The organism is Falsihalocynthiibacter sp. SS001 (assembly GCF_042445055.1).
GTDB lineage: Bacteria > Pseudomonadota > Alphaproteobacteria > Rhodobacterales > Rhodobacteraceae > Falsihalocynthiibacter.
Map to the genome: position 1 here is coordinate 2,161,241 of NZ_CP170339.1, position 16,401 is coordinate 2,177,641.

18 protein-coding genes and 1 riboswitch are annotated in these 16,401 nt (G+C 56.1%); of the genes, 5 read left to right on the plus strand and 13 right to left on the minus strand.

The window, feature by feature from the left end; all coding sequences use genetic code 11:
• Position 1: 1 nt before the first annotated feature.
• From ACFE33_RS10305 to thiD, 9 genes are read right to left on the minus strand one after another with little or no spacing between them, the layout of a single operon-like run.
• Entirely contained in the window at positions 2-694 is a 693-nt protein-coding gene (locus ACFE33_RS10305; RefSeq protein ID WP_380052985.1) for an ABC transporter ATP-binding protein, read from the minus strand.
• Positions 694-1,377: a thiaminase II gene (tenA, locus tag ACFE33_RS10310; protein WP_380052987.1), complete on the minus strand. Its 684-nt coding sequence runs from the start codon at positions 1,375-1,377 to the stop codon at positions 694-696. The genes ACFE33_RS10305 and tenA overlap by 1 nt, the downstream gene beginning before the upstream one ends.
• Positions 1,374-2,312, minus strand: coding sequence for an ABC transporter substrate-binding protein (locus tag ACFE33_RS10315; protein ID WP_380052989.1), 939 nt, complete (start codon positions 2,310-2,312; stop codon positions 1,374-1,376). Before ACFE33_RS10315 ends, tenA begins: the two co-directional genes overlap by 4 nt.
• Positions 2,313-2,324: 12 nt before the next feature.
• Positions 2,325-3,296, minus strand: coding sequence for a ThiF family adenylyltransferase (locus tag ACFE33_RS10320; RefSeq protein ID WP_380052991.1), 972 nt, complete (start codon positions 3,294-3,296; stop codon positions 2,325-2,327).
• The gene (locus ACFE33_RS10325) at positions 3,293-3,889 is read right to left on the minus strand and encodes a thiamine phosphate synthase (RefSeq protein WP_380052993.1); all 597 of its coding nucleotides are present in this window, start codon (positions 3,887-3,889) and stop codon (positions 3,293-3,295) included. The genes ACFE33_RS10320 and ACFE33_RS10325 overlap by 4 nt, the downstream gene beginning before the upstream one ends.
• On the minus strand, positions 3,886-4,653 hold the full coding sequence (locus ACFE33_RS10330; protein ID WP_380052995.1) for a thiazole synthase: 768 nt from the start codon (positions 4,651-4,653) through the stop codon (positions 3,886-3,888). The genes ACFE33_RS10325 and ACFE33_RS10330 overlap by 4 nt, the downstream gene beginning before the upstream one ends.
• Positions 4,654-4,851, minus strand: a complete 198-nt coding sequence (gene thiS, locus ACFE33_RS10335; protein ID WP_380052997.1) for a sulfur carrier protein ThiS — start codon at positions 4,849-4,851, stop codon at positions 4,654-4,656.
• Complete coding sequence (locus tag ACFE33_RS10340; RefSeq protein ID WP_380052999.1) at positions 4,835-5,812, minus strand: FAD-dependent oxidoreductase; 978 nt, start codon at positions 5,810-5,812, stop codon at positions 4,835-4,837. Before ACFE33_RS10340 ends, thiS begins: the two co-directional genes overlap by 17 nt.
• A complete protein-coding gene (gene thiD / locus ACFE33_RS10345) occupies positions 5,809-6,609 on the minus strand; it encodes a bifunctional hydroxymethylpyrimidine kinase/phosphomethylpyrimidine kinase (RefSeq protein ID WP_380053001.1) in 801 nt (266 codons plus the stop codon). Before thiD ends, ACFE33_RS10340 begins: the two co-directional genes overlap by 4 nt.
• A 58-nt stretch (positions 6,610-6,667) precedes the next feature.
• Positions 6,668-6,771: riboswitch (TPP riboswitch) on the minus strand.
• A 246-nt stretch (positions 6,772-7,017) separates the two neighbouring features.
• Between thiD and ACFE33_RS10350 the strand changes: the two genes are divergently transcribed.
• Complete coding sequence (locus tag ACFE33_RS10350; protein WP_380053003.1) at positions 7,018-8,601, plus strand: phospholipase D family protein; 1,584 nt, start codon at positions 7,018-7,020, stop codon at positions 8,599-8,601.
• On the opposite strand, the gene ACFE33_RS10355 is transcribed toward ACFE33_RS10350, so the two are convergent.
• Genes ACFE33_RS10355 through ACFE33_RS10365 form a run of 3 tightly spaced genes read right to left on the minus strand, consistent with a single transcriptional unit; the run spans position 8,598 to position 12,219 of the window.
• On the minus strand, positions 8,598-10,325 hold the full coding sequence (locus ACFE33_RS10355; protein ID WP_380053005.1) for a dipeptide ABC transporter ATP-binding protein: 1,728 nt from the start codon (positions 10,323-10,325) through the stop codon (positions 8,598-8,600). The genes ACFE33_RS10350 and ACFE33_RS10355 overlap by 4 nt on opposite strands.
• A complete protein-coding gene (locus ACFE33_RS10360) occupies positions 10,325-11,242 on the minus strand; it encodes an ABC transporter permease (RefSeq protein WP_380053007.1) in 918 nt (305 codons plus the stop codon). Before ACFE33_RS10360 ends, ACFE33_RS10355 begins: the two co-directional genes overlap by 1 nt.
• Positions 11,242-12,219, minus strand: coding sequence for an ABC transporter permease (locus tag ACFE33_RS10365; RefSeq protein ID WP_380053009.1), 978 nt, complete (start codon positions 12,217-12,219; stop codon positions 11,242-11,244). The genes ACFE33_RS10360 and ACFE33_RS10365 overlap by 1 nt, the downstream gene beginning before the upstream one ends.
• Positions 12,220-12,419: 200 nt before the next feature.
• On the opposite strand from ACFE33_RS10365, the gene ACFE33_RS10370 reads away from it, so the two are divergent.
• Genes ACFE33_RS10370 through ACFE33_RS10385 form a run of 4 tightly spaced genes read left to right on the plus strand, consistent with a single transcriptional unit; the run spans position 12,420 to position 15,677 of the window.
• A complete protein-coding gene (locus ACFE33_RS10370) occupies positions 12,420-14,003 on the plus strand; it encodes an ABC transporter substrate-binding protein (RefSeq protein WP_380053011.1) in 1,584 nt (527 codons plus the stop codon).
• A 47-nt stretch (positions 14,004-14,050) separates the two neighbouring features.
• Positions 14,051-14,668, plus strand: a complete 618-nt coding sequence (nthA, locus tag ACFE33_RS10375) for a nitrile hydratase subunit alpha (RefSeq protein WP_380053013.1) — start codon at positions 14,051-14,053, stop codon at positions 14,666-14,668.
• Positions 14,665-15,360: a nitrile hydratase subunit beta gene (gene nthB, locus ACFE33_RS10380; protein ID WP_380053015.1), complete on the plus strand. Its 696-nt coding sequence runs from the start codon at positions 14,665-14,667 to the stop codon at positions 15,358-15,360. Before nthA ends, nthB begins: the two co-directional genes overlap by 4 nt.
• Entirely contained in the window at positions 15,357-15,677 is a 321-nt protein-coding gene (locus ACFE33_RS10385) for a nitrile hydratase accessory protein (protein ID WP_380053017.1), read from the plus strand. The genes nthB and ACFE33_RS10385 overlap by 4 nt, the downstream gene beginning before the upstream one ends.
• On the opposite strand, the gene ACFE33_RS10390 is transcribed toward ACFE33_RS10385, so the two are convergent.
• On the minus strand, positions 15,667-16,398 hold the full coding sequence (locus tag ACFE33_RS10390; protein ID WP_380053019.1) for a PEMT/PEM2 family methyltransferase: 732 nt from the start codon (positions 16,396-16,398) through the stop codon (positions 15,667-15,669). The genes ACFE33_RS10385 and ACFE33_RS10390 overlap by 11 nt on opposite strands.
• Positions 16,399-16,401 lie beyond the last annotated feature (3 nt).

The following is a 16,401-nucleotide window of genomic DNA, read 5'->3' on the forward strand; positions in this document are numbered from 1 at the left end:
TTCATGAGAATAGCTCCGCACGAATTTTTGCCTGACAGGCAAGGACCTCAGCATTATCAAATGCACGTGGCGCGAGGGATGATGGCGCGGCAACCTTTACGGATCCTTCACGCAGCATAACGTGGATATTATCGCCTAATCGCGCGGCCTCTGCGGGGTCATGCGTGACTAGGAGCACTGTCTTTCCAGCGAGCATCTCGGCGGCGATATCCTGCATTTCTGTGCGTGTCTGGGCGTCAAGCGCGCTAAATGGCTCGTCCAACAGCACGATCTCGCGCCCTTCCATCAAGGTCCGCGCAAGGGCCACTCGCTGGCGCTGTCCACCCGAGAGCGCGGCGGGTTTCTTGCTCGTATGCGCACCCAGCCCGACACGTTCAAGCAACGCAAGGGCGCAGCGCTCGTCCTTGCTCTCGCCGCGCAAGCGCACGCCGAGCATCGTATTTTCAAGTACCGTAAGCCACGGGAACAACAGATCGCTCTGGGCCATAAACGCGACCTGCCCCTCCAATTTTGGACTGTCTCCATGAAACACAAGAGGGGTTTCCAGCCCAGCCAGCAGCCGAAGCACACTGGATTTCCCCACCCCCGACGGACCAAGCAGGCACGTCCACTCACCGCGCGGCAGTGCAACGTCAAGACCTGAAAACAGGGACTTACCTTCTAGTACGCCTGAGCCTTGGATATTCAGCGTCATTACGCCCCCGCAAGCCCCATATCCCAGAATCCAACCTCAAGCCGCGTTGCGGTCGTGAAGCGGCCTGACAGTTGCTGCCAAATCGGAAGTGTCTCAAATCGCTCACCAAAGCGCGACGTTAGGGCGTTATCAATCAATGCGCCGACCTCGTGGCAACCCTCCTGATAATCGCTCCCTGCATAGGTCGCGATCCAGTCTGCATAGGTGCCCGAAGTTGCAGTTCGCGCAAGGCGCGCTCCGATTTCGCCATAGCCCAGCACACATGGCGCCAAGGCCGCGAGCAAATCTGTAAAATCGCCCGAGTACCCCGCATCCAGCACAAAGCGCGTGTAAGCAAGGTTTGCCGGTGCTTCTTCGGCGATGGCGAGCTGCTCTGTTATTCCTTCTGCGGCGCAGATCCCTTCGTGAAGCTGCATCTCTTGGTTAAGCAACAAGTTTACCGTCGTCGCACATGCGGACATTTCGGCAAGACTATCTGCCTTGGCAATCGCAAGCCCCCATGCTCGGGAAAAATGCTTGAGAAAGATATAATCCTGAACCAGATAGTGCAAAAACGCCCGTCGCGGGAGGGTGCCGTCACCTAGGGATGTGACGAACTGATGACCACAATACGCCTCCCAATCGGCATGACAGCTACTCCGCCACAGGGAAAAAGCGCGGCCGTATTCTTGGGTGGCGCTCATTCGGCTTGTCCCAAGTCAATCGCCAAATCAGACACAGGCGTGATCTCGGACACAAGGCCAGCCTTATGCAGGAACGCCTCAAACTGCGCATAACGCGCGTGATCCAGCGCTGCGGGACGCAAGGCAAAGCGGGGCAATGTATCCACCCATGCCGCGGCGTTCAGCGCATCGTTCAACTCTGGTGCGGTGGCGGCGAAAATCTCCCAGCTCTCTTGCGGATGGTTCACAATGTATTGTGTGGCCAGCGCGGTTGCGTCCAGAAAACGCGTGATCTTGTCGGCATCCATGACATCGGGGTTGGCGACATAGATCAACTCGTCATAGCTCGGTAGCCCCTCTTCCTCGACATAGAAGCACTTGCCGGGCACCTCTTCGATCTCCATCTGGTTCAGCTCGAAATTGCGGAACGCACCGATCACCGCATCCACTTGTCCCGACATCAACGAAGGCGAGAGCGACCAGTTCACATTCACCATCTCGACGTCCGCCAATGCAACGCCGTGGCTGCCCAAAACCGCGCCCAGAACGGCTTCCTCAACGCCAGCAACCGAAAAACCAATCTTGCGTCCCGCAAGGTCCGCGATTTCTTGGATGGGGCCATCCTCTAGCACCAGAAGGCAATTCAGCGGCGTCGCAACCAGCGTTCCTACGCGTTTGAGGGGCAAACCTTCCTGCACTTGCAGGTGCAACGATGGCTGGTAGGAAATCGCCAGATCACCCTTGCCCGCAGCCACCAATTTCGGCGGATCGGCAGGGTCTGCGGGCGCGATGATCTCGACGGAAAGCCCCGCATCCTCAAAATATCCCAGCTCCTGCGCAACGATAATTGGCCCGTGGTCGGGATTCACAAACCAGTCGAGCAGGACTGTAAACTCGTCGTTCGCCGCAACAGGGGTCGCAATACAGGCCGCGAGGGCGAAGGGAAGAAAACGCATAATATGAACCTTTTATTCAGGGTTGTGTGCGAGCAATACAATCTCGCCAGACCAGTTTTCAGAAAGGATTTGAGCCGCACGCCACGCACGCAAGCCCGATTTACAGCAGAACACCGCGCGCTGGTTTTCCGACGGACGCAGCCCTGATTTGCCGAACGCATCCACACTCAAGCGCTGCGCATGTGGCACCACTGTGGTCGGCGCCTCTTCACTGCTGCGCACGTCGACGACGAAATCCGTTGGTGTGATGTCTTCTTTGGAAATAAAGCGCAGCGCGTGTTGCGGCTCTTGTGCGGTATCAAACCGAAAGGAAGATGGGCGCCATGTTTTAGTGTCTAATTGCACGAATTGTCCCAAAGGACGGGGAGAGAATTCAAGCAAAACCCCAAGCGCCATTTGCGCCTGAACGCTCCCAATCATTCCCACCACAGGGCCGAGGATGCCCGCCGTAGCACAGGTCGCCGTGCGGCTTGGCAAGTCCGGGAATACCGCTCGTAAGCTAGGCGCACCGCCGCAAAAACCGCCGACATACCCCGTAAGGCCAAGTGCCGAGGCCGAGATCAGCGGAGTATCAGCCGCAAAGCAGGCATCGGAAAGCGTATAAGAAGCCGCGAAACTGTCCGCGCAATCCAGCACGAGGTCGGAATTCTTCACGTGCCGCTCAACATTCGAAGGATCGAGCCGCGCCTGAATCGCCGAAATATCGCTGGACGCATTCAGGTTGGCCATCACGTCCGCAGCGGCGGAAACCTTGGGGCGGCCAATATCCGATTCACCGAAGATCACCTGTCGGTGGAGGTTCGACTCTTCCACGGTATCGGGGTCAAGTATCGTGATTTTCCCGACACCTGCCCCCACAAGGTACTGGAGCACAGGGCCGCCAAGCCCTCCGGCACCTACCACCAGAACGCGGGCGCCAGAGATGCGCGATTGTCCGACCTCGCCAACTTCGGAAAGCACTATCTGACGGGCATAGCGGCTCATTGAACGGCCTCGATCCATTCCCTGACCCGCGCTTCGGGATCATCGTTCAGGGTTATGTCGGTCACTGCAGCCACGCTGTCCGCCCCCGCGCGCAGAACATCTAAGCCTCGCTCAACCGTCAGGCCACCAATCCCCACAAGCGGCGTTGGGCCGACACGTTTTTTCCATTCCGTGACACGCTCCAGCCCCTGAGGGTTCCACTTCATTTTCTTAAGGATGGTCGGAAAGACGGGGCCGAGCGCTACGTATTCGGGCTTCATCGCAAGCGCTCGTTCAAGCTCTTTGCCATCATGCGTGCTCAACCCGAACTTAAGTCCCGCCGCACGGATAGCATCCCAATCTGCGGCATCCATATCTTCTTGACCCAAGTGGATAAAACCGCACCCTTCTTCGGCGGCAATTTCCCAATAGTCGTTAATAATCAAAATGGTATCATGTGCATCGCAAACCCTTTTGGCGCGCCGCACCTCTTGGCGGATGTGACTGTCTGGCTTGTCCTTTATGCGTAATTGAACGAGCTTCACTCCAAGCGGCACCATGCGCTCGATCCAGTCAGCCGAGTCAAAAATCGGGTAGAATCTGGGAAGTATCATTGCAAAAACGCCTTCCCGATAACAGGTGTTGAAGGTGCCGCCATATCGCGTGGCTCCATTGGGTCGGCCTGTTTTCCCAACATGCCCGCACGCACGGCGGCGGCCATTGCTTCGGCCATCGTTGCCGGATCTCCCGCATTGGCGACGGCAGTGTTCAGAAGCACCGCGTCAAAACCCATCTCCATCGCCAGTGCCGCATGTGAAGGACGGCCGATCCCTGCATCAATGACCATCGGAACATCGGGGAAATGCGCACGCAGACTGCGCAAGCCTGACGGGTTATTCAGCCCCTGGCCTGATCCGATCGGCGCGCCCCACGGCATCAGAACCTCACATCCCGCATTCAGTAATCGATCAGCCACAACAAGGTCTTCGGTTGTATATGGGAACACCTGAAAACCATCATGCGTCAGAATTTCTGCGGCTTCGACAAGGGCGAAGACATCTGGTTGCAGGGTGTCGGAATGGCCGATGACCTCGAGCTTTATCCATTTTGTCCCGAACACTTCGCGCGCCATATGGGCGGTGGTCACGGCCTCTTTGACGGTATGACATCCGGCAGTATTCGGAAGAACTTTGACACCTAAATCCTTAATCATACGCCAGAAATCCTGCCCCCCGCCTGCTGTTTCACGGCGCAAAGACACGGTGGCAACAGAAGCCTGCGAGCGGCGGAAGGCTTCGGCCAGTATTTTGGGCGAAGGGTATTGTGCCGTCCCAAGCATGAGCGGCAAGGCCAACTCGGTATCATAAAATCGGCGCATCTAGCCCCCCTGCATCGGTGCAACAATTTCCAAGCGGTCATTGTTAGATATTGGTTGCGTTTCACGCGCAGTAGCGGCGACGAACTCCTCATTAAGTGCGGTTGCGACCGCGTCGCCGACGTAGCCAAGCTCACCCAGCACCTCATGCAAGGTGGTGGCTTTGACGTCCGCCGCCTCGCCGTTAACGAAAATACGCATCCATCACCTCCGGTTTTTGTCCATCAATTAAATACTCGGCCGTCATCCGCGCGATTGCAGGCGCGAGCAGGAACCCGTGCCGATAGAGCCCGTTCGCAAAAAGCGTTGTGCCGTCATCGCGAAGTCGCGGCAGGTTATCGGGGAACGCAGGGCGCGCATCGACGCCGATCTCCAAAATCTCGGCCTCTCCAAATGCGGGGTGCAGTGCATAGGCCGCGCTGAGTAACTCAAGCATTGAGCGCGCGGTAATTCGGGTTCTGTCGCTTGCCTCGATCATGGTAGCGCCAAGCATGAAAACACCATCGCAACGCGGCACGATATAGAGCGGAATACGTGGGTGAAGCAGCCGCACAGGCCGCGCAAGAGAGATTTCAGGACAGCGGATCACGAGCATCTCTCCCTTCACACCGCGCAGGTCGTGCAGAGCTGATTTTGCGGAAAGCCCCGTGCAATCAACACGTTGAAGAGAGTTATTGGGATCAACCTCGGTCTTGACACCCGATGATATAAGCGACGTGCGAAGCTGTTCTAATGCCGCGCGCGGAGCCAAATGCCCTTCGCTGCCAAAGAAAAGCCCGCGTGAAAATCGGCCCGCGAGGTCGGGTTCTAATGCTCCGATTTCTTCACCGTTAACTTCGATGAAATCTGTTGTGCGCCGCGCGAATTGCGTCAAATCGGCGTGGTCGCGGCCAAGCGCAAGTACAAGCGTTCCGTTTTCCTGAACACCCGTTGTGTGGTGTTTCCACCATGGGGCGGCTTCTTGGCCAAGGCGCACAACGGCCTCCTCAGCGTTGGCCCCCTCGCAATACGGCGCCAGCATTCCGCCCGCCCACCAAGAGCACGCATGGCCGCCAAGTTCTGCTTCAAGATCAAACAAGCGCACAGATACGCCACGCGCCACAAGTTCCGTCGCGATGCAGAGGCCCAAAACACCCGCGCCTTTTATGGTCACATCGCTCATTTCGACCAATACTCGTGAAAATGGTGAACCGGTCCATGACCGTGCCCAACGCCCAATGTATCTGCCGCCGCAATCGCGCCCTGAAGGTAACGATGTGCAGTTTCAACGGCCTTTTCTAGCGCTGCGCCCTTCGCAAGTTCCGCCGCAATCGCCGCCGAAAGCGTACACCCCGTTCCGTGCGTGTTTTTTGTCGAGAGCCGAGGTGCTGTGAAAACCCAGTGTTCATGCGCGGTCACGAGATAGTCCGAGCAGGTGTCCTCGCTCGCGTGTCCGCCCTTCATCAGCACCGCTTTCGGTCCCAACTCCAAGAGCGCGCGCCCCTGCTCTAGCATCTCTTGCGTGGACGTTGCGGGCGTGGTTTGAAGAATACGCGCTGCCTCTGGCAGGTTCGGGCTTAAGATATCTGCGAGCGGCAGCAATCGCTCACACAGTGTTCCGATTGCATGATCCTCAAGCAGCGCGTCGCCAGATTTTGCGATCATCACAGGGTCCACAACGATTGGGCCGTTGTACCCGTCCAAGGCCGTGGCGACCGTTTCGATAATCTCGGAATTGGCGAGCATTCCGATTTTGATCGCGTCGGTCTTGATGTCAGAGAGGACTGCCGAAATCTGCGCGGATATCACGTTCGGGCTTATGAGTTGGACCGCAGTTACCGCCTTGGTATTCTGAGCCGTGACCGCGGTAACAACGCTTGCGCCGTATACGCCGCGCGCCGAAAATGCCTTGAGGTCCGCTTGAATCCCCGCGCCGCCGCCGCTGTCGGAGCCTGCAATTGTAAGGGCAATCTTCGCCATTCTTCGCCGCCTTCGCATTGGGATTGCGCACGAAAGAAGGACAATGGCGAGGGAATTTCACCCACCAAAAACCGTTCCCTACGCCGCTTATCCGGATCAGGTTCGATGGGTTTATGCTCTCGCAAATCTCAGCCTGACGGGCAGGCTCCCCAACGGTATGCGCCAATGGGTAGAGACATTTCCAGAAGGGATCAAGGAGAAAGTTTTGACGCACAAATGGCGTTCGCGGCTTAACTAAACAGATCAATTATGTGGCTTATCATATTGAAATAATTAACTTAAAGCAGAAGCGACAGAAGCACCGCGCCATCTCATCGTAGTTGCGAAGATACCGCGCAGAATTGATGAATTGCGCAGCAAGCGCCGCTTTAGATTGACGCCAAGCGCTGGAATGCCGCAACTGTAGCAATGATTCATACGTCGCCAAAAGACCCCGCAAAGCCATCCCGAGAATCGCTAACCAAAAGCGTAAAACTTGCCCTGATGGTGAGCGCCATCGGCTTGGCCGCCAGCTGCACCTATGTGCCCTATGACACCAATCGCAGCTACTCTGCGGCGACTGATGTGCCGGCCAAAGGTTCGATCGCCACTACGGTAAATGAGATCACACGTGCGAACGGCGGTAGGTCCACGTTTATCCCGCTGGTGTCAGGCACCGATGCCCTGAGCGCGCGCTTGCGTCTGATTGAACAGGCAGAGCGCACGCTGGATATTCAGTACTTCCTCATCAAACCTGACCTCGCGGGCGGCCTCTTTTCTCGTGCACTTATTCAAGCCGCCGAGCGCGGTGTGCGGGTGCGGTTCCTGTTGGATGACGTCTTCACAACCGCCACGGATCGTCAGATCGCATTGCTGAACAGCCACGAAAACATCGAGATTCGCCTCTTTAATCCGCTGTCGCGCGGGTCGACGAAGGCAATGAACTTCTTCCTTGATTTCAATCGCGTAAACCGACGGATGCACAACAAGTCGCTGACCGTCGACAACAGCGCGACGATTTTTGGCGGCCGCAACATTGCCGACGAATATTTCCAGATCAACACACAAGCTGAATTCGCCGACCTTGATTTCTTTGCCGCAGGGCCAGTCGCCAAGGATATCGCGGCAAGCTTTGATATGTTCTGGAATGACTCGCGCGCTGTTTCCATGTCCGGAATCGTAAAAGATGCGCCTGACGTCGATTTTTCCGCTGCCCGCCGTGAGCTTGAGATACGAGCGGAAGAGGCCGCAAAGGACGTTTATAGCACAGCTTCCACCTCTCTATTTTTGCAGAGCATACGCAACGGCGACATCCCGACGACACATGGCCATGCGCGTGTCGTTTCTGATCGCCCAATCAAGCTTAAGATGGCGCCCAACGATGGGCCGCAGGACCTCGCCGACGCTCTCAAGAAGGCAATGTGGAACGTCGAGCGCGACTTTATCCTCATGACACCGTATTTCGTACCCCGCCCCGACGATGTTGCGATGCTCAAACAGATCCGCGCGCGTGGGAAACGTGTTCGTATCTTGACCAACTCGCTTGCGTCGACCAATCACGCGACTGTTCACGGTGGTTATGCGCCCGCACGCAAAGAGCTGCTCCGCGCTGGGGTTGAGCTTTACGAAATTCGTGCTGATGCGCTTCAGGCCGTTGGGGAACTGCCCAAGGATAGCGATATTGTCCTAACGCTTCATACCAAGGCCGCCGTTTTTGATGGCGAGCAGATGTTCGTAGGCTCTTTGAATTATGACCCCCGCTCAATTGAGATCAACACTGAGTTGGGCGTGTTTATGGATGCCCCGGAACTCGCCGCGAACTTTAAGACGGGTGTAGAGAACTACATCCGACAACACGCCTATCGCCTGTCACTCGATGAGAACGGCGAGATAATCTGGACCTTCGAAGCCGGTAACGTCAAAGAAATCCGCAGGAACGATCCCGGCGCGACATTCGGCAAGCGTTTGGTCTCGGGTATTACGCGTATCTTGCCATTCAAAGGGCAGCTTTAGGCGATTTTATCGAGCGATGGCGTCTCGGCCAGAAGATGGCGGCTATATTCGGCCTGTGGTCCCGCAAAGAACGCTTCGGCGGGGCCATTTTCCACCAATACTCCGTTCTTGAGCACCGCAATCTCGTCCGCCATTTGCCGCACAACAGCAAGGTTGTGGCTGATAAAGAGTATCGACAGGCCAAACTGCGACTGTAGGTCCTTAAACAGGTTCAATATTTGAGCCTGAATGGAAACATCCAGCGCAGAAGTTGGTTCATCACAGATCAGAAACTCGGGACGGGCAACAAGTGCACGTGCGACGGCAATTCGCTGCCGCTGGCCGCCGGAAAACTGATGCGGGTATTTAAGCATCGCGCGTTGCGGCATTTCTACCAGTTCAAGCACCGATGCGACGATCTTGCGCCGCTCCGCTTTGGATTTGGCGAGGCCAAAGAACCGAATTGGCTCGCCAATGATATCCTCGATCCGTTGGCGGTTGTTTAGCGAAGAATAAGGATCCTGAAACACCATCTGAATCTTGCGCCGCGCAGCATGATGACGGCCACGATCGCGCCCGAGGGCAAGCTCGGCACCTTCAAATTCGATTGAGCCGCTAGACGGTCGAAGCAGGCCGACAATAGACTTCGCGAGTGTCGATTTCCCCGAGCCACTCTCACCGATGATGCCAAGTGTTTGCCCCGCGGTAACGTCCAAGGAAACATCGCTAAGCGCCTTAAAACCCTCGGATTTTTTGAGGCCAAGAAATGAGGACTGCCCGAAAGTTACGTCGATATTCTTGAGCGCAAGGATCGTATCTCCCTTGCTCTTTTCCTTTGGGCCACCAAGCAACCAGCCCGAGGCGAACTCGGCACTTGCGCCGCTTACTTTCCACTGCAACTCGGGCGATGATAGGTTTGTCTTCTCGGCGATGATATTGGCAAAACGCTCCTGCTTTTTACCCAAACGCGGAACGGCGGCCATAAGGGCCTTGGTGTATTCCGCCTTGGGTGCTCCGAGGATTTGGGCGGTCTCGCCTTCTTCGATCAAACGCCCATTGCGAAGAACGGACACCGTGTCGGTGATCTCGGCAATCACGCCGATATCGTGCGTAATCAGAATAAATCCAACGCCACGCTCATCGGCTAGCCGTCGCAAGAGTTCAAGGATTTGCTTCTGAATTGCCACATCAAGGGCAGTCGTTGGCTCGTCCGCAATAATCAGGTCGGGGTCGGTACAAAGCGCAAGCGCGATCACCACGCGTTGACGCATACCGCCGGAAAACTGGTGCGGATAGTCGCCCATGCGTTCTTCGGCCTGCTCAATGCCCGTTTCATGCAAGAGATCAATGGCCTGAGCGCGTGCTGTCGCATAGTTAATATCCGCATGCTGGCGGATGGTTTCCACGAGTTGATCCTCGATTGTCAGCAGCGGATTAAGCGATGTTTGCGGGTCCTGAAAGATCATTGAAATCTTGGCGCCGCGCAACTTGTGATAGGCCGCATTGGACAACCCGCGCAGGCTCTCGCCGTGCAGTCTTACATCTCCTTCGGCGATATATCCGGGCGATGGGATAAGGCCGATGATCGCCGAACCAATGGTCGATTTCCCCGCGCCGGATTCCCCGACCAGCCCGTGGATTTCACCTTTGGATAGCGAGAGGTTCACGCCTTCGATCGCGGTGAAATCCCCGAACCGCGTGGGATATTTTACCGTCAGATTGGTGACGCTCAGAAGTTCGGTCATTAACGCAACCTCGGGTTCAAAACACGGCGCAGGAAGTCGCCGAGAATGTTGATCGAAACGATCATGATGATCAGGGTTAAGGATGGGAAAATCACGATCCACCACTCGCCCGAGAAGATGTACTCTGTCCCGATCCGAATGAGTGTCCCCAATGAGGGCTGGTTTGGCGGCACGCCTACCCCGAGGAAGCTCAGCGTAGCCTCAAGAAGGATAGCAACCGCAAGGTCAACGGTGCCGATCACAAGCAATGGCCCCATGATATTCGGAAGGATCGCGACGATCATAATGCGAAGCGGATGCAACCCCATGATTTCAGCGGCTTGCACGTACTCTTTGTTGCGCTCCACAAATGTTGAAGCGCGCGCGGTCCGTGCGAAATTTACCCAAAGCGAGAGGCCAATCGCAACGGTCAGAACCACAAGGAGCAAATCTTCATGCTGCTCGCGCGGTAGAATGCCCCGCGCAACGCCGTCGACAAGCAAGGCGGTCAGGATTGCCGGAAGTGAAAGCTGTACGTCCGCAATCCGCATCACCACCGCATCAAAACGCCCCCCGAAATACCCCGCAGCAAGCCCAAGCCCAGTGCCGAGGATCGCAGCGAACGCCACCGACGAAAGCCCGACAAGCAACGACAACCGCGTGCCGTAAAGGATTGATGACAACAGATCGCGTCCCTGATCATCCGTCCCGATGAAGTACCGCGGATCGCCCCCATCGGCCCACATCGGCGGCAAGAAACTATCCAGAAGATCAAAGCTCGCGAGGTCATAAGGATTGCTCGGCGCGATCCACGGCGCGAGCAATGCGCCAAAAACCGAGACAAACGCAATAATCGCGGCGATTTGGGTGATGGGGCTGCGCAGGAACAGGTAGATAACTTCGTTTTCGATGCGCACGCGACGCCAATATTCCAACATCAGTTTGCCTCCGATTTCAAACGAACACGGGGGTCAATCACGAAATACAGCAAATCCACCACAAGGTTGATAACCACAAAAATCAACGCGATAACAACGAGGTATACGGACATCACGGGGATATCGACATAGCGAATGCTCTCTAGGAACAAAAGCCCCATCCCTGGCCATTGAAAGACACTCTCGGTTACAATCGAGAAGGCGATGATGCCGCCAAACTGCAATCCGATGATCGTAATGACCGGCACCATAGAATTCCGAAGCGCATGGCGATAGTGCACCGTCCGATAGTCGATCCCGCGCGAAATCGCGAACTTAACAAAGTCGGTTTGCATGACGTCTTGCATCTCGGAACGCACAAGACGCATGGTGAGCGTCAACTGATAAATCCCGAGCGTGACAGCAGGCAGGATGAGTGCCTTGAGGCCGCTTACGCTCAAGAAGTTGGTTTTCCACCAACCAATCTCGACGACATCGCCCCGCCCGAAGGTCGGCAACCAACCAAGCTGTACCCCGAAGATATAAATGAGGAATATGCCGATAACGAATGTCGGAATCGACACTCCAATCAGCGTCACAATCAGGATTGCGTTCGACGCCGCTCCGTCTTTGTGAAGGGCGGTATAAATTCCTGCAGGGATGCCAACAGCCAGCGAAATCAGCAGCGAGACAAAGCCCAACTCCACCGTCGCGGGCATACGATCAAGCAACATCTCTCCGATTGGTTGGCGCGTGCGATAGGAATATCCGAACTCCCCCTGCAACAGATTGCCTACAAAACGGGCATATTGCGTAATGACAGGATCGTTCAAACCAAGCTGCTCGCGCAGGCGCTCTTGATCCTCAATTGAGGTCTCCTGCCCTACCATTACGGCAACCGGATCACCCACGAATCGAAAGAGTGCAAATGCAAGCAAACTCACGGCCAGCATAACAAATATTGACTGAACCAGCCGTCTAAGAACAAAAAGTGCCACGTACGCCCCCAAAGCTTCGTGTAAATTTGGCAGGCATGACGCAGGAGTTCCAGCACAAAAATTTCGCAGCTAAAAAAATCACATCTTTGTGAAATTGTGACCACTTAGGGGGTTGGACACTGGCCGCGCTTGCCCCTAGGTTCATGCGGTAAACAACCGCACCAAGGGTGCCCATGCGCCCGATCATGGGGAGACAACACATGAATTTCTTATCAAAACCGATTGCCAGAACAATGGCGGCGAGCCTTGCGCTAAGCATGGCCGCAGGCGTTGCTTCGGCGGAAACGTTCAAATGGGCAGGCTCGACCGACCCGCAAACGATGGACCCCCATGCCGTAAACGCGGCGCCGGTTCTTGGCTTTCTGAACAACGTTTATGAAGGCCTCGTCCGCCGCAACAAAGAGATGAAGATCGAAGGCGCACTCGCCGAGAGCTGGGAGCCACTCGGTGGTGACGGCTGGCGTTTTCACCTTCGCAAAGACGTGAAATTCCACGACGGTTCGGACTTCACCGCCGAGGACGTGATGGCCTCCTATGAGCGCGCGAGCTCTGAAGAAGCAGATGTACGCTCGTGGTTTGCGCCAGTTGAAAGCGTTGTTGTCCAAGACGAATACACAATCGACTTTATGACCAAGTCTCCGAACCCGTTATTTCCTGACTCAATCGCGAACTTCATGATCATGGATTCCGGTTGGCTTGAAGCAAACGGCGCCGAGCGCCCAGCCAAAGACGCCGAGAACTTTGCCACGCGCAATGCCAACGGAACGGGTGCGTTTGTCCTGACATCGCGCGATCCTGGGGTCCGTACCACGCTTGCGCCGTTTGATGGCTGGTGGGACGAGCTTGAAAGCAACGTGACCGAAGCGATCTTTACGCCGATTGGCGAGGCATCCACTGGTATGGCCGCGCTCCTGTCTGGCGAGATCGACTTTATCGCGCCGATCCCGCTTCAGGACGTGCCACGCATGAAGGAAACGCCCGGTTTCACCGTGCACGAAGGTGTTGAGGCCCGCGTAATGATGCTTGGTTTTGGCCACGGCGCGCCGACCCTCAAGTATTCCGACGAAACAACCGACAAGAACCCGTTTCAGGACCCACGCGTTCGCAAAGCGGTTTACCAAGCGATTGACGTTGATGCGCTGACGCAAAAGATCATGCGCGACACAGCAGAGCCTGTTTCGCAGCTTGTTTCCAAGGAAATGAAGGGCTTCTCAACTGATTTGACCGAGCGCTTCCCCTATGATCCAGAAGCTGCGAAAGCGCTCTTGGCCGAAGCAGGATATGCTGATGGGTTCTCGTTTGGTCTGATGTGCCCGAATGATCGCTATATCAACGATGAGGCGATCTGTCGTGCGACGGCGTCCATGCTTGCGAAAATTGGTATCACGGCAAAACTCTCCTCGATGCCAGTTCGGAACTACTGGCCAGAACTTCGCGAAGACAACTTTGATATGTACTTCCTAGGCTGGTCCCCAGGCACATTTGACGCAGAGCACCCGCTCCGTTTCCTCGCCGTTACACCGAACGAAGAGAAAAAGATCGGTTCGTGGAACTTTGGTGACTACTCGAATGAGCGCGTAGATGAGTTGCTTCCGATGATCCAAACAGAGATCGACCCAGACAAACGTCAGGCGTTGATCGACGAGGCGCATGCGATCCTTCAGGAAGAGGTCGCATATATTCCGCTGTATGTTCAGCCGCTTATCTGGGCGACCAAAGACAACATCGACCTGACACAACGCACGGATAACTTCTTTATTCTGCGCTGGGTTACGGTAAACTAAGACGACCAGAGGGGGCCCTTGGCCCCCTCCCTTATTTCGGGGACACCATGCCACACGACCACGACGACCACCCGCACAGTCACCTCCCGACCGACCCCGAGCTACGGGTCCGCGCGCTTGAGAGCCTCTTGGTCGAAAAGGGCTTGGTCGACAGTGCCACGCTCGACGCCATCATCGACACCTATGAAAACAAAATCGGCCCTCGCAATGGCGCGCGGGTCGTCGCGCGTTCGTGGTGTGATCCGGCATTTAGAGAGCGCCTGCTCGCGGATGCGACTTCCGCGATTGCCGAGCTAGGGTTTGCTGGCCGTCAAGGCGAGCATATGGTCGCCGTCGAGAACACCCCGGCGCGTCATAACCTCGTCGTTTGCACCCTGTGCAGTTGTTACCCTTGGCCCGTTTTGGGCATCCCACCTGCGTGGTATAAATCCGATGCCTATCGCAGCCGCGCCATCCGTGAAGCGCGCAAAGTACTGGCAGAGTTTGGCGTTGAACTCCTCCCCGAGCAGTCCGTTCGCGTTTGGGATTCCACCGCCGAGGTCCGTTATCTGGTCATTCCGCAGCGCCCAGAAGGTACAGAGAACCTAAGCGAAGACGCACTCGCCGAACTGGTTACGCGCAATAGCATGATTGGCACCGACATTCCCAAAGGCCCCGCATCATGAGCCGTATCCACGACATGGGCGGGCGCTTTGGCGATGGTCCGATCCCTGAGAAAGACGATAACGAAGTCTTTCATTCCGAATGGGAGGCCCGCGCGCTGGCGCTCAATCTAGCTTGTGGTGCCCTTGGCGCATGGAATATCGACGCAAGCCGCCACGCGCGCGAGTGCCTTGCACCCAAGGATTATTCCGCCTTCACCTACTACGAAAAATGGCTCGCTGGCCTGACGGATATTCTCGTCGAGCGAGAGGTCATTAGTCGCGACGATTTGGATCGCGCCTCTGCGTCCATTGCCAGCGATCAACCGCCTTCTCCCGCCCAAGAGCAACATCCCCGCATTTTCCGCGCAGAGAATGTGCTCAAGGGAGTCACGACGCGCGTCCCCTATTCGCGCGACATTGCGGGTGCGCCACGCTTTGTGGTTGGCGCGCGGGTGCGCGCGGTTCCCCACGCGCGCAACAAATCGGTTGAGGGAGGTCACACGCGCCTGCCCCGTTATGCGGCTGGTCGCGTGGGAACGATTGAACTTATCCACGGCGCGCATGTTTTTCCGGATTCGAACGCACATTTTCAAGGAGAGGCGCCAGAGCCGCTTTATGCGGTTCGCTTTACTGCGCAAGAACTGTGGGGAACGGATACCAACGACGAGATGGTTCTTGACCTCTGGGAGAGTTATCTGGAGCCGATTGAATGACCACACCCGAAAAACCATTCGAAGCGCCTTGGCACGGACAGGCCTTCGCGCTCGCGGTTGCGTTGAACGAAACGGGGCATTTTGAATGGTCAGAATGGGCCGAGATGTTCGGCGCGGAACTGGCGAAAAGTGACGCGGAGCTTGACGGAAGCGACGATTACTATCGGGCTTGGGTCACAACGCTTGAACGTCTGCTGGTGTCCAAAGGGACGCTTGCACCAGACGCGCTCGCGCTCATGAAATCCCTTTGGACTGACGCGTTCCTAACCACCCCGCATGGACAGCCCGTCCACCCCAAGAGGCCACCTAAACCGTAGGTGGCGCTTCCTTCTCGGTAAGACGCGTGCCGTAAATCCGACGCATATCAGGCCCTTCGGTGCAATACATATGCACCCAGATATATGCGTGCTGGAACAGGGCAACAACAAGTGCGTTCCACGAACCATACAAAAGTGCAATCCCAGAAAGCCCTAAGAATACAACACCATACATGCCATTATCGGTATATTTATATATCCCCTGATTTACCAATGGCATCTGCGCATATTCATCGCGAAAGTGATCTCCGCCCAGTGCGCGCGGCAGTGTGAAATACTCCAGCACCGAATAAAGCCCGTAACCCGCAACCCCGATCAACGCGAGGCCGAGGATAATCTCGGCAGGACGAATACCCGTGATCGGCGTTGTGTCACTCCAGCCCGTAAGCATGATCAAGAGCGGGCGCGCAATGAGAAGCGGCATGAATATCGCGGCCCATACCTGCATATCCCGGTCGCCAAACCTCTTGCTCATCCAATTCTTGTAGAGTTGAAGCCGGAAAACAGCCGCAACCACGAACTGATGCACAATCGCGAGAATGATTGCGAATTTGGCCCAAGTCACCGTGTTGAGCATCAAATACCACGGCCCGTCATCGACCCGAACCAGAAGCGAGCACGCGCCAATTCCCATGAACACGGCAATTCCCAAGTGCTGTAGCTGCCCCTCGATCAAATCGCGGTTGGTTGCGTTTGCACGGATATTTTCCAAATGTGACATGGC

Coding starts and splice junctions, on each gene's coding strand:
- ACFE33_RS10305 (WP_380052985.1), bottom strand. CDS start 694: ATGACGCTGAATATCCAAGGCTCAGGCGTACTAGAAGGTAAGTCCCTG.
- tenA (WP_380052987.1), bottom strand. CDS start 1,377: ATGAGCGCCACCCAAGAATACGGCCGCGCTTTTTCCCTGTGGCGGAGT.
- ACFE33_RS10315 (WP_380052989.1), bottom strand. CDS start 2,312: ATGCGTTTTCTTCCCTTCGCCCTCGCGGCCTGTATTGCGACCCCTGTT.
- ACFE33_RS10320 (WP_380052991.1), bottom strand. CDS start 3,296: ATGAGCCGCTATGCCCGTCAGATAGTGCTTTCCGAAGTTGGCGAGGTC.
- ACFE33_RS10325 (WP_380052993.1), bottom strand. CDS start 3,889: ATGATACTTCCCAGATTCTACCCGATTTTTGACTCGGCTGACTGGATC.
- ACFE33_RS10330 (WP_380052995.1), bottom strand. CDS start 4,653: ATGCGCCGATTTTATGATACCGAGTTGGCCTTGCCGCTCATGCTTGGG.
- thiS (WP_380052997.1), bottom strand. CDS start 4,851: ATGCGTATTTTCGTTAACGGCGAGGCGGCGGACGTCAAAGCCACCACC.
- ACFE33_RS10340 (WP_380052999.1), bottom strand. CDS start 5,812: ATGAGCGATGTGACCATAAAAGGCGCGGGTGTTTTGGGCCTCTGCATC.
- thiD (WP_380053001.1), bottom strand. CDS start 6,609: ATGGCGAAGATTGCCCTTACAATTGCAGGCTCCGACAGCGGCGGCGGC.
- ACFE33_RS10350 (WP_380053003.1), top strand. CDS start 7,018: ATGATTCATACGTCGCCAAAAGACCCCGCAAAGCCATCCCGAGAATCG.
- ACFE33_RS10355 (WP_380053005.1), bottom strand. CDS start 10,325: ATGACCGAACTTCTGAGCGTCACCAATCTGACGGTAAAATATCCCACG.
- ACFE33_RS10360 (WP_380053007.1), bottom strand. CDS start 11,242: ATGTTGGAATATTGGCGTCGCGTGCGCATCGAAAACGAAGTTATCTAC.
- ACFE33_RS10370 (WP_380053011.1), top strand. CDS start 12,420: ATGAATTTCTTATCAAAACCGATTGCCAGAACAATGGCGGCGAGCCTT.
- nthA (WP_380053013.1), top strand. CDS start 14,051: ATGCCACACGACCACGACGACCACCCGCACAGTCACCTCCCGACCGAC.
- nthB (WP_380053015.1), top strand. CDS start 14,665: ATGAGCCGTATCCACGACATGGGCGGGCGCTTTGGCGATGGTCCGATC.
- ACFE33_RS10385 (WP_380053017.1), top strand. CDS start 15,357: ATGACCACACCCGAAAAACCATTCGAAGCGCCTTGGCACGGACAGGCC.
- ACFE33_RS10390 (WP_380053019.1), bottom strand. CDS start 16,398: ATGTCACATTTGGAAAATATCCGTGCAAACGCAACCAACCGCGATTTG.